Consider the following 15,168-nt stretch of genomic DNA (forward strand, 5'->3'; position numbering starts at 1 on the left):
AATAGGAGGACCGCAAAATTCTACAAACTTGTCAAGTGTTTTATGCGAAAAAAGTGGGGGAATCAACAAAAATTAATGATACTAAAAATGAGTAATCACAGGAACTAAGGAGTTTCCGTGAACGCTCAAAGGATATAAGGGGGAATTAGTATATGGATAAATTAGTTAGAGCTACTGCAAAGGGTGGACAGGTTAGAATAATTGCAGCCATAACTACGGATTTAGTAAATGAGGGAGTAAACATGCATAAATGTGCGCCTACTGCAGCCGCAGCATTAGGTAGGATGCTAACAGCTGGGACGCTTATGGGTACTATGCTAAAGTCGCAGAGTGATAGTTTAACACTGCAAATAGATGGTGGAGGAAAAGCTAGAAGTGTTGTAGTAACTGCTCATGCAGATTCAAGTGTAAAAGGATATATAGGAAATCCAAATGTAGATTTACCTGCGAATAGCAAGGGAAAACTTGATGTAAGTGGCGTCATTGGTGTAGATGGTTATTTAAGAGTTATAAGAGATATGGGGCTAAGGGAGCCGTATATAGGGCAAGTACCAATTTCCACAGGGGAAATTGGAGATGATCTAGCTTATTACTTTACTGTTTCCGAGCAGACACCTTCAGCTGTGGGCCTTGGAGTATTAGTGGATACGGATATGAGTATTAAAGCCTCAGGAGGGTTTATAATCCAAATGATGCCTGGTGCAGATGAATTTTTGGCTGATATAATAACATATAGGCTTGAAGAAATTCCATCAATAACGGAATTTATAGAAAAAGGTATGACTATTGAAGAAATTTTAGAATTTATATTTGAAGATATGGAACTTAAAATACATGAAGAGATTCTGCCAACATATAAATGCGATTGTTGTAGAGAAAGAGTGGAGAGGGCATTAATAAGTATAGGTAGAAAGGACCTAGAAGAATTATATGATGACGGTAAAACAGAGGAAATTAAATGTCATTTTTGTAATAAGAATTATGAATTTAATCATGAAGATATTGGGAAATTGCTTGAAAACGCTAATTCATAGGTTAAGATATACTTTTTAAAAGGAGAAAGTTGTGAAGCAACGAATGATCAATGATCATTCGAGAAGATTGCTTCGCAACTTTTTTATATGACTAAATTAAGGATAGTATACTTGGCTTATTATTTATTTTTAAACCCCTAAGTTGCCATATATTGAAAAACGCAGATAAATAGAGTAAAATTGACAATTGTGGAGTATAAGTGAAATATATATGAATATCCATGATAGTTATTGTTGACAAGTTTAAGAAAATCTTATAATATATAAATGTACTTAGTCCTTAGCAAACAAACAAAAGAGTGCAAAACAATTAATGCATAAAGTTGTTGACAAGTGCCAAGAAGTGATGTACAATAAAATAGTTGATGAAAATATATGGGAGCATAGCTCAGCTGGGAGAGCATCTGCCTTACAAGCAGAGGGTCACAGGTTCGAACCCTGTTGTTCCCACCATATATGGCCCAGTGGCTCAGTTGGTTAGAGTGCCGCCCTGTCACGGCGGAGGTCGACGGTTCGAGTCCGTTCTGGGTCGCCATTTTAAAATTGGAAAAATATTAAGGCTGGATAGCTCAGTCGGTAGAGCAGAGGACTGAAAATCCTCGTGTCCCTGGTTCGATTCCTGGTCTAGCCACCAATGTTGCGGGAGTGGCTCAGTGGTAGAGCGTCACCTTGCCAAGGTGAACGTCGCGAGTTCGAATCTCGTCTTCCGCTCCAATTTTAAATTCAATTAATGGCGCTATAGCCAAGCGGTAAGGTCAAGGTCTGCAAAACCTTTATTCCCCGGTTCAAATCCGGGTGGCGCCTCCATGAAAAACACCATAATTATATGGTGTTTTTTTGGCGTTTAAACCATGGCACGGAAGCGACTATGGTGAAATGCTAAAGAGCATCTTTTTTTCAGATTCTAAAAATACTCCCTCTATCAATTAGTTTCCCATTTCTTAAAAACACAGGTTCTACCTTGTGTTTATTCAAAAATTTTAATACTTCTTTTCCATACAAATAGTTATCTAAGTGACCATAAAAAGCTAAAACGTTATCGCAAAGAAGGCCAGTTGCGCCACCGATAAAACCGTAGTTAAGGCCTGGAAGGAGAATATCTCCAGGAGGCACTAATAAAACATCTATTTTTTCAAGACTTAAGGCTTTGGCAATAGAAACATCACTAGTGATGACTGCGTGATTATTTACTATGCAAGTAGAACACTTTGTATAACCTTGCTTTACGTTTATTATTTTTTTGTCTTTAAAAAATGATAAAAGACTACTATCTGTATAATTAACAGAATGAACAAAAAGATTTCCAATGCACAATGCATTGAGGCATATATCATAAGGGTATAAACTTTGCAGGGTTGAATTTGATTTATAAACTTTGTAATTTAGCAAATCTAACTCCTGTATAAATTCATTGCTAATATCTTTATGAACCATAATACTATGGCCCCAAATATGCATAAGCATATCCGGGTGACCACATATAGCCTCATATAAAAGATTGCTGGGAGGGCAAATAAGTAAGTTATATCCCAGAGAAATTAAATTTTCTTTCTCTTCATTATGAATTCTAAAATCAACAATAAGATTTTTCATTTTCATCCTCTTATTTCATATATATTTTTTTATTTGTATAGTTTACGTTATAACATAAAGCTATTGTAAATTGCAATATGTCGATTATTGTTTAATGTATTTTGCATATCCATTAATTTTACACACATACTATCTTATGAGAAGGGAGCGTGCGAAATGCTTTTATTAACTGTTGTATATAATAGCAGTATGGAATGCATTATTGGTGAAATCAAAGACATTAAAAAGTGCTTTGAACATAAAAAGATGATTTTAGGTATAGCAGAGTGTATAATAGAAGACACTCACTTTATAAAATTTTTTTGTGGGGATGATAACTTAAGTGATAGTAGTATAAAAATGTTTAATTTAAATATTGCTAATATGTTATATAAAATAGTAATAAGGGAATTTTGTAAAAAGGAAATCAATGATTTTCTAACTGAAACTTATTTTTTTCTTGGATATGATGAACTGAAACAGGTTAAGCCTAGAATACAAGAGGCATTGCTCAATGAAGGATCAATAGCAGGTCCTAATGCGGTATATTGTATGAATAGAAAAAATAGTATTATGGATAAAATAACTAAATGTATAGAAGAAAATAAGGAAATTAATATAAGTGGATTTTTAACTTTTAGGACAAAAGCCTTGAAAACTGATTTAGAGTGTATGGTTGATAAAGTTGTAGAAGAATATATGGTAGAAAAAGAATATAATGAGTTTATAAAGCTACTTAAATATTTTGTTGATATTCAAGAAAGCAAGGTAGATGAGATTAATATTTTAATCGAAAAAAATGGAGAATATTACTTAAGGGATGAACAAGGAAATGATTTAGCAGGAGATATGCTAATGGAACTACCAAAAGTTAAATTTGATTCAAAGGAAAATACAGAAGAACTTATAATTAGTACAATGATAACTAGTGCTCCTAAAAAGATAATTATACACTGTGCCCATAATTGTAAAAATAAAGAACTATTACAAACTATAAGTAAAGTCTTTGTGGATAAGGTCTATTATTGTGAAGAGTGCACTGCATGTGAAAAGATAAAAAATAGTATAAAACTACGGTAATTATGATATCTCAAAAAACAACAAGCCGAAAATGTCTATATTTAAAATAAAAACAAAAAAATATTGACAAACAGAGATTTAAATAGTATAGTTTTAATTGTTGTGAATGGAAATATAAAAAAATATTTTAATATAATAGAATTGTATTTAACAAGAAGAAACAGCCGTTTCTCACCTAACAGTAATGCTAGTTAGGTTAATTAGTAATTTAAACTTGTTACTATTAAGGACGGCATTTGCTGTCCTTTTTATTATTTTAATATTATAAAATTTTCTTAATACACCTAGGAGGTGAAAATTATTAGTAAAAACAAAGATTTCATGATGAATGAGGAAATAAGACACATAGAAATAAGAGTTATAGGCGCTGATGGTTCTGCATTAGGTATTTTGAATACTAAAGATGCCTTAAAGCAAGCAGAGGAAAAAGACATGGATTTAGTTATGATGTCCCCTACTGCAAAGCCACCAGTATGTAGAATAATGGACTTTGGTAAGTTTATCTACGAACAACAGAAAAAAGAAAAAGAAGCCAAGAAGAAGCAAAAAGTTGTAAATCTTAAGGAAATACGACTAAATGCAACAATAGAAGACCATGATATTGCAATCAAGGCTAGCAATGCTAAAAGATTTTTGTTGGATGAAGATAAGGTGAAAATAACCATTAGATTCAAAGGAAGACAAATTGAAAATACAAAAGTGGGATACAAGATACTAAGCTCTTTTGTAGAAAAAATCGGTGATGTTTATATTGTTGAGAAAGCAGCTAGGCAAGAAGGACGAAATATGATAATGATTTTAGCTCCTAAAAGAGCATAACCGAGAGGAGGAATTTTATTATGCCTAAAATGAAGACACATAGAGGCGCAGCAAAAAGATTTAAGAAGACAGGTACAGGAAAGTTAAAAAGAGCGAAAGCTTTTAAAAGTCATCTGTTAACACACAAAAGCTCAAAGACAAAAAGAAACCTTAGAAAAACTGCGTTTGTTTCAACAACTCAACTGAAAGCAATGAGAAAATTGTTACCATACTTATAAGTGAATGGTGATTAGGAGGAATATTAAATGGCAAGAATAAAGAGGGCAGTTAACGCTCGTAAAAACCATAAAAAAGTATTAAAACTTGCAAAAGGATACTATGGTGGAAAAAGCAAGTTGTTTAAAACAGCTAATGAATCAGTAATAAGAGCATTAAGAAATGCTTATATTGGAAGAAGATTAAAGAAAAGAGATTTTAGAAAACTTTGGATTGCTAGAATCAATGCCGCTTCAAGACTTAGTGACCTTTCATATTCAAGATTTATGAATGGAATGAAACTTGCAGGCATAGAAATTAACAGAAAAATGCTTTCTGAAATAGCTATAAATGATCCAAAAGCTTTTGCTGAATTAGTAGAAGTTGCAAAAAAACAATTACAAGCTTAAAAACTATTTATTATAAATGTAGCCTTTAAGGCTACATTTTTTATTGCATTATTCACAAAAATATTATAAATAATATAATTAGCAATAAAATATGTTAAGTGCTATAATAGTAATATTACATTAATGGCAAAATTTAGAGGTGATTAATTTGGAATCAAGTATTAAGGCTGTTAAAAGGAAATACATATATACTCCTGTTCAGATACTTGCATTAGGTTTTGCTATAGTAATATTCGTAGGTGCAATATTGCTTAGTCTACCTATAGCTTCTCAGAGTGGTAAAATTACGCCCTTTATAGATTGTATATTTACATCTACTTCTGCTGTCTGTGTTACAGGACTAGTAACTTTAGATACAGGAACATACTGGACATATTTTGGAAAAACAGTGATAATGTTACTTATAGAAATTGGTGGACTGGGATTCATGTCTATTACCACACTAGTTTTTTTGATTTTAGGTAAACGGATAACATTAAAGGGAAGATTAATAATGCAGGAAGCTATGAATGCTAATTCACTACAAGGGTTAGTTAAAATGGCTAAATATATATTGATATTTACATTTTCTGTTGAGGCAGTAGGTGCAGTATTATTCTCAACACAATTTATTCCTCAATTTGGATTAGCCAAAGGAATTTATTATAGCATATTCCATGCGGTTTCTGCTTTTTGTAATGCTGGGTTTGACCTTATGGGGAACTTTAGTAGTGTTACTGCTTATGCAAATAATTCTGTAATAATATTGACAATTTCAGCACTAATTGTAATAGGTGGTTTAGGATTTTATGTTTGGGCAGAAGTCTATAATTCCAAGGGGCTTAAAAAGTTGTCCTTACATTCTAAAGTAGTTATTTATACCACCCTAGTGTTAATTGTTGGAGGGGCAATACTTATGTATATTTTTGAGATGAATAATCCTTACACTATGCAAGGAATGTCTTTTAAAGGCAAATTTTTATCTTCTATTTTTGCATCAGTTTCTCCAAGAACGGCTGGGTTTAATTCTATTCCCTTAGACAAAATGACTATGGCAGGCAAGTTTTTAACAATAATTTTAATGTTTATTGGTGGATCTCCTGGTTCAACAGCTGGTGGAATAAAAACAACCACTGCGGTTTTGCTTTTTATGACGGTAGTGTCTGTTGTTCGCGGTCGTGATGATACTGAAATATCTAAAAAACGCATAAGCAAGGATATTGTATATAAAGCCGTTGTAATAACTATTCTTTCCTTACTGCTTGTTATAACAGTTACCATGATATTATCTATTACTGAGCAGCAGGATATTCCTTTTGAATACTTTTTATATGAGGCTACTTCAGCATTTGCTACAGTTGGGTTAACCCTAGGGTTAACTACAAAATTAACATTTGTAGGTAAGATAGTAATAAGTCTTACCATGTATGCAGGGAGAGTGGGACTGCTTACTATAATATTGGCATTAGCTAAAACTAAAAATTCTAAATCTGGAACTATAAAATATCCAGAGGGGAAAATTTTAATTGGATAGGGGTGGGGTTAATGAGTAAAAGACAGTTTATTGTTATAGGACTTGGAAGATTTGGAACATCCGTTGCTGAGACCTTATATTCACTAGGGAATGATGTATTAGCAGTTGATTTTGATGAAGATGTAGTTCAGAATATTTCAGATAAAGTGACTCATGCAGTTCAAGTTGATGCAAATGATGAAAATAGCTTAAGAGCTCTTGGTATTCGTAATTTTGATTGTGCAGTTATTAGTATAGGTACTAATATTCAATCTAGTATTTTAGCAACACTCTTAGTTAAGGAACTAGGCGTAAAATATGTAGTTACAAAAGCAACTAATGCACTGCATGCTAAAGTATTATATAAAATAGGTGCAAATAGAGTAGTTTTTCCAGAACGAGATATGGGTGTACGCGTTGCTCATAATTTAGTCTCATCAAATATATTAGACTACATAGAATTATCTCCTGATTATAGTATAGCAGAAGTTGTTAGTCCGGAAGAGTGGCATAATAAGACTGTAAGAGAATTGAATATAAGAGCTCGATACGGTATAAATGTAATGGCTATAAAAAGAAATAATGACATTGATGTTTCTCCGTTGCCGGATACTGTAATTGAACAAGGTGATATTATTGTGGCGATAGGTAGTATTGAAGAATTAAATAAATTAGAAAGTCTAGTTAAATAAGGGGTATTGAGTTTGGAAAATATTCAAAGTAAAGATAATTTATTGATTAAAGATATTAAAAAGTTAAAAGAAAAAAAATATAGAATAAGCAGTAATATGTTTTTAGTTGAGGGTTTTAGATTTGCAGAGGAAGCAATAGATTCCGATTTCGAAGTGGTAAATATTTTTATAAGTTCAAGAGGAGAGCTAAAATATGAAGACTCTTCTTTGAAAAACAAGCTACAAAGTAATACTAAAGTTTATAGCATTAGCGACAGTTTGTTTAAAAGTATTTGCGATACGGAGAATCCACAAGGTATTATGGCTGTTGTTCGAAATAAGCCTGTAGAAATTAAATATCACCATGGGTTCTATATTCTAGCTGATAAAATTCAAGATCCTGGTAATATGGGAACTATAATTAGAACAGCTCATGCGGCAGGAGCATTAGGGGTTATAATTACAAAGGGTACTGTAGATATTTATAATGAGAAAACTTTAAGAGCAACCATGGGTTCTATTTTTAAAATACCTGTTCTTTATGATAATGATTTATCATTGGTGCAAAAACTTAGGAATAGTGGATTTAAACTCGTTGCTAGTTCCCTCGACACTGATAAAAATTTTTATGAGGTAGATTTAAAAGAAAAAGTTATTATATCGGTTGGAAATGAAGGCAATGGAATAAGCACCGAAGTTTATGACCTATGTGATTTGAAAATTAAAATTCCTATGCCAGGTGGTGCAGAATCTTTAAATGTAGCAGTGGCTGCATCAATTATGATGTATGAAGTGGTAAGGCAAAAAAATAACATAGGATTTTTGAATTTATAGTTGAATTTTTTTGTAATTGTGGTTATAATATTTTGTATACTTTTAAATAATAACAAACTATGACGGAGAAAGTAAATATAAGAATACTTACAGGGATAAGAAGCCTTAGACTGAGAGCTTCTACAGGAAATTCTTATATCGAAGTTCACTCTAGAGTTCTAACAGCGAAATAAAGTAGCTGCTTAGCGGGTAGAATCGATAACTTTATCTAAGAGGACTTTTATTTAAGTCAATTAGGGTGGTACCGCGGATTTTCCGTCCCTTCATTGTGGACGGTTTTTTTTGTTTTATAAAAAATTATTAAATGTAAAAATTACATAAATAGGAAAGGAGTGTTGATTATGAAGGAAAAATTAGAAGCCATAAAAGCAGCAGCAATGCAAGAACTAAAAGAAACAAATATTAAAGCAGATTTAGAAAATATTAGAGTTAAATATTTAGGTAAAAAAGGTGAATTAACACAAATATTAAGGGGCATGGGAAAGCTATCAAATGAAGAAAGACCAATTGTTGGTAAAATAGCAAATGAAGTTCGAGAAGACATAGAAATACTTATAACTAAAACCTCAGATTTATTTAAAAAACATGAAGTGGAAACAAAGCTAAAAAGTGAAATTATAGATATATCATTGCCAGGAAAAAAACAAGTAGTAGGGAAAAGACATCCATTAGATTTAACGCTTGAAAAAGTTAATGATATATTTTTATCTATGGGATTCGCTATTGAAGAAGGTCCCGAAGTAGAGCGAGATTATTATAATTTCGAGGCTTTAAACATACCTAAAAATCATCCGGCAAGAGGTGAGCAAGATACCTTTTATATAAATGATAGTATAGTTTTAAGAACTCAAACCTCGCCAGTACAAATAAGGACTATGGAAGCTCAGAAACCACCTATAAAAATGATTTCACCTGGTAAGGTTTATAGATCAGACGCAGTAGATGCTACTCATTCACCGATATTTTATCAAATTGAAGGATTGGTAGTAGATAAGGGTATTACTTTTGCGGATTTAAAAGGAACATTAGAGCTATTTACCAAAAAGATGTTTGGCGATAAGATGGAAATGAAGTTTAGACCACATCATTTTCCGTTTACAGAACCTTCAGCTGAGATGGATGCTACTTGTTTTGTGTGTAATGGTAAAGGCTGCAAGGTTTGTAGTGGTAGTGGCTGGATAGAACTTTTAGGTTGCGGAATGGTTCATCCAGACGTTTTAAGAAATTGTGGAATTGATCCAGAAGTTTATAGTGGATTTGCTTTCGGATTTGGTCTTGATAGAATTACAATGTTAAAATATGGAATAGATGATATTAGAGCACTTTATGAAAGTGATATGAGATTTTTAAAACAATTCTAAGTATAAAGTTATAATTACTAGTTATAAGAATACAAGAAGCTAAACTATTGACAAGTGTTTACTAAAATAGAATGGTAGGAGGATATAAAATGAAAGTACCAGTTAAATGGCTTAAAGATTATGTTGATATAAATATTTCAGCAAAGGAACTTTCCGATAAACTAACTATGTCTGGTTCAAAAGTAGAAGAGCTTATTATATCAGGTGCTGAAATCGAAAATGTTGTTACAGGTAAAATAATAGAAATAGTAAAACATCCAGATGCTGACGCATTAGTTATATGTCAAGTAAATATAGGATTAGACCTTCCAACACAAATTGTTACGGCGGCTACTAATATGAAAGAGCAAGATATTGTACCGGTAGCGCTTCATGGATCAAGTTTGCATGGAGGATTAAAAATAAAAAAAGGTAAGCTTCGTGGTATAGTTTCAAATGGTATGTTCTGTTCTGAGGAAGAACTAGGAATTGCTGGGGATGAACCTGTTCATGGGTTAATGATACTTCCAGGGGATACTCCTATTGGAAAAGATATAAAAGAAGTTTTAAAGCTTCAAAGTGTATTAATAGACTTTGAAATAACTTCAAATAGACCAGATTGCTTAAGTGTTCTAGGCATAGCTAGAGAAACAGCTGCGACTTTAGGTATAGAATATAGAAAGCCAGCCCTTGATTATAAAGCTACCGCAGCTGAGAATGTGGAAGATATTTATAAGGTTAATATTAAAGATGAACTTTGCAGAAGGTACATGTTAAAAGGTATAAAAAATGTTAAAATAGAGCCTTCTCCACAATGGATGCAAGAAAGACTTTTAGAAGCTGAAATTAGACCGATAAATAACATAGTGGATATTACAAATTTTGTTATGGTAGAGCTTGGTCAACCTATGCATGCTTTTGATGCTAGGCAAATTACTACTAATAATATAGTAATTGAAAGAGCTAATTCTAACGAAAAATTTATTACCTTGGACGAAGTAGAAAGAGAATTAGATGAAAGTATTTTAAATATAAAAGATGGAGATAGAACTATAGGTCTTGCGGGTATAATGGGAGGTTTAAATTCCGAAATTAAAGGAGATAGCACAAGCATAATATTAGAGAGTGCGAACTTTGATGGGGTAAATATTAGATTTGCTTCTAAAAAATTATCACTAAGAACTGATGCATCTTCAAAATTTGAAAAAGATTTAGATCCTAATATGGTCCAAATGGCTATGGATAGGGCTTGTAATTTAATACAAGAATTAGGTGCGGGTGAAATAATGGAAGGGTGTATAGATGTATATCCGAAAATTCTAAAACCTCATACTTTAGAAGTGGATGCAACTTGGATTAATAGTTTTTTAGGAACTGATATATCGAGGCGTGATATGAAAACATATTTGGATAGATTAGAACTAGCTACAGAAATAAAAGGTGATTATTTAATTATAAAAGTGCCTACAAATAGAGCTGATATTAATATCAGAGAAGACATCGCTGAAGAAATAGCTAGAATATATGGTTATGACAATATACCATCTACGTTACCTAATTGTGCCACTTCGAAAAGTGGAAAAAGTGAAAAGCAAAAATTAGAAGATAAAGTAGTGCTTTCTTTAACTTCTAGTGCGCTTAATCAATCTATAAGCTATTCTTTTGTAAGTCCTAAAATTTTCAATAAAATTTTAGTGCCAGAAGATAGTAAAATTAGAAACGTGGTTACTATAAAAAATCCTCTAGGAGAAGATTATAGTATAATGAGAACTACAACCATAGCATCTATGATGGAATGTTTAGGTCGTAATTACTCGAGAAATAATGAAGAAGCTAGATTGTTTGAAATAGGAAAAGTGTATATACCAAATGAGGATTCAGATAAGCTTCCGGAAGAAAGAAACATATTAACTATAGGAATGTATGGGAATGTTGATTATTTAGATTTAAAAGGTGTAGTGGAAAATGTAATAGACAGTTTGGGATTAAAAAATATCTCATTTAAAAGAGAAAGTGAGAATCCAACTTATCACCCTGGAAAAACTTCAAATTTATATATAAAGAGAGAACTTGTAGGCGTAGTTGGAGAAATCCATCCTAGTGTTTCAGAGAACTACGAAGTGGAACAAAGGTGCTATATAGCAGAATTAAACTTAGATATACTATATAAATATGCTGACTTAAATAAGAAATATAATGCACTACCAAAATTTCCTGCTGTAACAAGAGATATTGCACTTATAGTTGATGAGGAAGTTCTAGTTCAAGACATTGAAGATATAATTGTAAAGCAAGGTGGAAATATTTTGGAAAGTACTAAGTTATTTGATGTGTATAAGGGCAAGCAAATAGCTGAAGGTAAAAAAAGTATAGCTTATGCTATAATATATAGACGTGTTGATAAGACTTTAACAGATGAAGAAGTAAACAAGGTGCACGAAAAAATATTAAGAACTCTAGAACATAAATTAGGTGCGCAGCTTAGATAATAATCTTAGATTAAGACCCTCTTAGAAATAAGGGGGTTTTATCATTGGTTGGGATATTGAAGAAATATTCTGTGAATTAATTTGAAAATATTGGTTTTATTAAAGGATATATTGTGGTACAATGAATATAACTAATCTGTCTAAGAGGGTGTTTTAGATGAACGTTGTAACAATAAAAATAAACGGCAATGAATATAATTTAAAAGGTGACGAAAGAGAAGAATATTTACATATGGTAGCTAGCTATGTGGATAAGAAAATAAAGAGCATAATGGGTAACAATGAAAAGCTTAGCACTTCCTCAGCAGCAATTTTAACTGCTTTAAATTTAGGCGATGATATGTTTAAAAGTCATTCACTTTGCAAGGAACTTTCAAATAAAAACGAATCTTTAGAAAAACATGATAAAGAATCTATTGCACAATTAGAAGATTTTAAAAAACAATTAAATCATATGGAAGCATATAATCAAGAATTGTACAATAAATTTAAAAATATAGAAAATGGTGAGTATGTAAAAACCTTAGAGCAAGAAAATATAAGGATTGCGCAAGAATTACAAGTAATGAAAGAGTCTACGAAAGTTTGTATTGAAGAAAATAGAAAGATAAAAGTAGAAAATAAGGACATGAGATTTAAGCTCCAATCTTCTAAGTACAAAATAATTGATTTGCAAAACAAATTGATAGAATACCAAATTAATTTAGCTAAACAAAGAAAAATTAGTAATCCGCTTTTAACTAGGGACAAAGAGTAAATTAATTTCATATAATACAATTAAATTATCGCCGAAAGGCGATTTTTTTATGCGGTAATATACACGAATATACAAGATATAAACAAATAAAAAACTTATAAAAACTGTGTGTAAACTCATAAAATATTTACAATTCAAAGGAGTAGGGTGCTTTACGATGCAGATAATATATAAATGTTTAAAAAAGATATTGCATATTTATGCAATATAATGTATTCTTATAGAGGTAATATATATACAAGGGGGAATAACATATGAAGAATATTAATAGTAAAAAAATAATTAGTATGATAGTAACAATTTTAATAGCCTTTAGTTTATCTGCGTGCTCACAAGGAAAACAATCAGTTGCAGTTTCGAAGATAGATAGCATTAAAGAAAAAGGTAAAATAGTAATTGGTACAAGTGCAGATTATCCACCCTATGAATTTCATAAATCAATCCAGGGCAAGGATACAATTGTGGGTTTTGATATAGAAATAGCAAAAGAAGTAGCAAAGGATTTAGGAGTAAAGCTTGAAATAAAGGATATGAAGTTTGATGGCCTGCTTGCTGCCTTAGAAACAGGAAACATAGATTTTGTTGCGGCAGGTATGACGCCTACAGAAGATAGAAAAAAGAATGTGAATTTTTCTAAAATCTATTATACAGCAATTCAATGTGTTGTTATAAGAACTGAAGACGAAGGCAGGATTAAATCATTAGAAGATTTAAAAAATAAAAAAATAGGAGTTCAAAAGGGTGCAGTGCAAGAACAATTAGCAAAGGAGCAACTTTCAACCTCAGAGATAAAACCACTTGGGAAAGTATCAGACCTTATACTGTCTTTAAATACTAAAAAAGTAGATGCTGTGATTGTTGAGCTTCCTGTTGCAAAAGCATACGTGAATCAAAATTCATCTCTAACATTGTCAAAAGTACAGCTTAAAACAAAAGAAGAGGGCTCAGCAGTGGCAGTAAAAAAAGGTAATGAAGACTTAGTAGGTTCAATAAATACTACTATTACTAAATTAATTAAGGATAAAACCATTGATAAATTAGTTGAAGATGCTAATAAAGGTGCAGAATACTAAAAAATTATATGAATTATAGGAGAAGAGGATTATATGGATTTTTCATTTTTAAGTGAATACTACATGTTTTTTATAAATGGTGCTAAATTTACGTTGATAATTGCATTTTTTTCTGTGTTACTCGGAGTTATTGGTGGGACTATTTTTGCGCTAATGAAAATATCTAAAAGTGTGATTTTAAACATGATCGCATCCACATATATTGAGATTATTCGCGGAACACCAGTTTTAGTGCAGTTATATATTATTTTTTATGGCTTGCCTTATGTTGGTGTAGAATTACCAGATATGGTAGCGGGTATTATTGCTCTTTCTATAAATAGTTCTGCTTATGTAGCAGAAATTATTCGTGGAGGAATAAATTCTATTGATAAGGGACAAATGGAAGCGGCTAGGTCACTGGGCATGTCTTATAACATGGCTATGATAAATATTATAATTCCGCAAGCTGTTAAGACTATAATACCAGTGCTAGGAAATGAATTTATAGTAATTATTAAGGAATCTTCTATAGTTTCCATAATAGGAATTCATGAGTTATCTTATAATGCAGATACCGTAAGAGGAAATATATTTAAGCCTTTTGAGCCATTGCTAATTTCAGCTTTTATATATTTTGTTATGACATTTACACTTTCTAAATTCATGAAGCGTGTGGAAGCGAGGTTGAAAATCAGTGATTAAAGTTTGTAACTTAAAGAAAGATTTTGGAAAATTGCAAGTGCTTAAGGGTATTGATATTCATGTTAAAAAAGGAGAAGTTGTGGTAGTTATTGGTCCAAGCGGTTCAGGTAAAAGCACTTTTTTAAGATGCTTGAATTTACTTGAACAGCCAACTTCTGGTGAAATATATTTTCAAGAGGTTTCGATAATAAGTAAACATAATAATATTGATATCCAAAGGCAGAAGATGGGTATGGTTTTTCAAGGATTTAACCTTTTTCCCCATATGACAATACTAGATAACATAGCTTTTTCACCTATTAAGGTTAAAAAACTTTCAAAACAAAGTGCAGAAAAATTAGCTTTTGAACTGCTTGAAAAAGTTGGACTGGAAGATAAGGCAAGTAGTTACCCAGCTCAATTATCAGGAGGGCAAAAACAAAGAATAGCAATTGTTAGAGCTCTTGCTATGAAGCCAGATGTAATGCTATTTGATGAGCCAACATCTTCTCTAGATCCTGAAATGGTAGGAGAAGTGCTTGAGGTTATGAAGAGTCTCGCTGTGGAGGGTATGACTATGGTAGTTGTAACTCATGAAATGGGATTTGCGAAAGAAGTGGGAAGTAGGGTGCTATTTATGGACAATGGATATATTGTTGAAGATGGAACTCCTGAGGAAGTTTTTAATAATCCCACAAATCAGCGTACAAAAGAGTTTTTAGCAAAAATTTTATAGTTT

The 15,168-nt window shown here is 31.8% G+C and carries 15 protein-coding genes, 5 tRNA genes and 2 other annotated features; of the genes, 19 read left to right on the forward strand and 1 reads right to left on the reverse strand.

The window, feature by feature from the left end:
• Positions 1-152 precede the first annotated feature (152 nt).
• The 6 genes from hslO to Ctaglu_RS18190 all read left to right on the forward strand — a co-directional run bounded on the left by hslO (position 153) and on the right by Ctaglu_RS18190 (position 1,841).
• Entirely contained in the window at positions 153-1,034 is an 882-nt protein-coding gene (gene hslO, locus Ctaglu_RS18165; RefSeq protein ID WP_125004326.1) for an Hsp33 family molecular chaperone HslO, read from the forward strand.
• A gap of 377 nt (positions 1,035-1,411) precedes the next feature.
• A tRNA-Val gene (locus Ctaglu_RS18170) sits at positions 1,412-1,487 on the forward strand.
• 5 nt (positions 1,488-1,492) lie between these two features.
• Positions 1,493-1,569 (forward strand) — tRNA-Asp (locus Ctaglu_RS18175).
• 23 nt (positions 1,570-1,592) lie between these two features.
• A tRNA-Phe gene (locus tag Ctaglu_RS18180) sits at positions 1,593-1,668 on the forward strand.
• A 5-nt stretch (positions 1,669-1,673) separates the two neighbouring features.
• Positions 1,674-1,748, forward strand: a tRNA-Gly gene (locus tag Ctaglu_RS18185).
• Between the two features lie 18 nt (positions 1,749-1,766).
• A tRNA-Cys gene (locus Ctaglu_RS18190) sits at positions 1,767-1,841 on the forward strand.
• Between the two features lie 90 nt (positions 1,842-1,931).
• Here the strand turns inward: Ctaglu_RS18190 and Ctaglu_RS18195 are convergent.
• A complete protein-coding gene (locus Ctaglu_RS18195; protein ID WP_125004328.1) occupies positions 1,932-2,627 on the reverse strand; it encodes a DUF6873 family GME fold protein in 696 nt (231 codons plus the stop codon).
• A gap of 156 nt (positions 2,628-2,783) precedes the next feature.
• Between Ctaglu_RS18195 and ytxC the strand changes: the two genes are divergently transcribed.
• The 13 genes from ytxC (at position 2,784) to Ctaglu_RS18260 (ending at position 15,165) form a co-directional block, all read left to right on the forward strand.
• Positions 2,784-3,686 (forward strand): putative sporulation protein YtxC, encoded by a 903-nt coding sequence (gene ytxC / locus Ctaglu_RS18200; protein ID WP_125004330.1) that lies wholly within the window; start codon positions 2,784-2,786, stop codon positions 3,684-3,686.
• A gap of 146 nt (positions 3,687-3,832) precedes the next feature.
• Positions 3,833-3,943 (forward strand) — a sequence feature (ribosomal protein L20 leader region).
• Positions 3,944-3,977: 34 nt separating this feature from the next.
• Positions 3,978-4,505 (forward strand): translation initiation factor IF-3, encoded by a 528-nt coding sequence (infC, locus tag Ctaglu_RS18205; protein ID WP_125004332.1) that lies wholly within the window; start codon positions 3,978-3,980, stop codon positions 4,503-4,505.
• A gap of 20 nt (positions 4,506-4,525) precedes the next feature.
• Entirely contained in the window at positions 4,526-4,723 is a 198-nt protein-coding gene (gene rpmI, locus Ctaglu_RS18210; RefSeq protein WP_125004334.1) for a 50S ribosomal protein L35, read from the forward strand.
• A 27-nt stretch (positions 4,724-4,750) separates the two neighbouring features.
• Positions 4,751-5,110, forward strand: coding sequence for a 50S ribosomal protein L20 (rplT, locus tag Ctaglu_RS18215; RefSeq protein WP_125004336.1), 360 nt, complete (start codon positions 4,751-4,753; stop codon positions 5,108-5,110).
• 148 nt (positions 5,111-5,258) lie between these two features.
• Complete coding sequence (locus tag Ctaglu_RS18220) at positions 5,259-6,623, forward strand: TrkH family potassium uptake protein (protein WP_233439860.1); 1,365 nt, start codon at positions 5,259-5,261, stop codon at positions 6,621-6,623.
• Between the two features lie 11 nt (positions 6,624-6,634).
• Positions 6,635-7,294, forward strand: coding sequence for a potassium channel family protein (locus Ctaglu_RS18225; RefSeq protein ID WP_125004338.1), 660 nt, complete (start codon positions 6,635-6,637; stop codon positions 7,292-7,294).
• 12 nt (positions 7,295-7,306) lie between these two features.
• Positions 7,307-8,107: a TrmH family RNA methyltransferase gene (locus Ctaglu_RS18230; RefSeq protein WP_125004340.1), complete on the forward strand. Its 801-nt coding sequence runs from the start codon at positions 7,307-7,309 to the stop codon at positions 8,105-8,107.
• Positions 8,108-8,157: 50 nt separating this feature from the next.
• Positions 8,158-8,373, forward strand: a binding site (T-box leader).
• A 75-nt stretch (positions 8,374-8,448) separates the two neighbouring features.
• On the forward strand, positions 8,449-9,468 hold the full coding sequence (gene pheS, locus Ctaglu_RS18235; protein ID WP_125004342.1) for a phenylalanine--tRNA ligase subunit alpha: 1,020 nt from the start codon (positions 8,449-8,451) through the stop codon (positions 9,466-9,468).
• A gap of 89 nt (positions 9,469-9,557) precedes the next feature.
• Positions 9,558-11,936 (forward strand): phenylalanine--tRNA ligase subunit beta, encoded by a 2,379-nt coding sequence (gene pheT / locus Ctaglu_RS18240; protein ID WP_125004344.1) that lies wholly within the window; start codon positions 9,558-9,560, stop codon positions 11,934-11,936.
• A gap of 157 nt (positions 11,937-12,093) precedes the next feature.
• Positions 12,094-12,693, forward strand: a complete 600-nt coding sequence (locus tag Ctaglu_RS18245) for a cell division protein ZapA (RefSeq protein ID WP_125004346.1) — start codon at positions 12,094-12,096, stop codon at positions 12,691-12,693.
• A gap of 254 nt (positions 12,694-12,947) precedes the next feature.
• The gene (locus Ctaglu_RS18250) at positions 12,948-13,766 is read left to right on the forward strand and encodes a transporter substrate-binding domain-containing protein (RefSeq protein ID WP_125004348.1); all 819 of its coding nucleotides are present in this window, start codon (positions 12,948-12,950) and stop codon (positions 13,764-13,766) included.
• A gap of 33 nt (positions 13,767-13,799) precedes the next feature.
• Entirely contained in the window at positions 13,800-14,450 is a 651-nt protein-coding gene (locus tag Ctaglu_RS18255) for an amino acid ABC transporter permease (RefSeq protein ID WP_125004350.1), read from the forward strand.
• Entirely contained in the window at positions 14,443-15,165 is a 723-nt protein-coding gene (locus Ctaglu_RS18260; RefSeq protein WP_125004352.1) for an amino acid ABC transporter ATP-binding protein, read from the forward strand. Before Ctaglu_RS18255 ends, Ctaglu_RS18260 begins: the two co-directional genes overlap by 8 nt.
• Positions 15,166-15,168: the final 3 nt, after the last annotated feature.

The organism is Clostridium tagluense (assembly GCF_003865095.1).
Classification (GTDB): domain Bacteria; phylum Bacillota; class Clostridia; order Clostridiales; family Clostridiaceae; genus Clostridium_AD; species Clostridium_AD tagluense.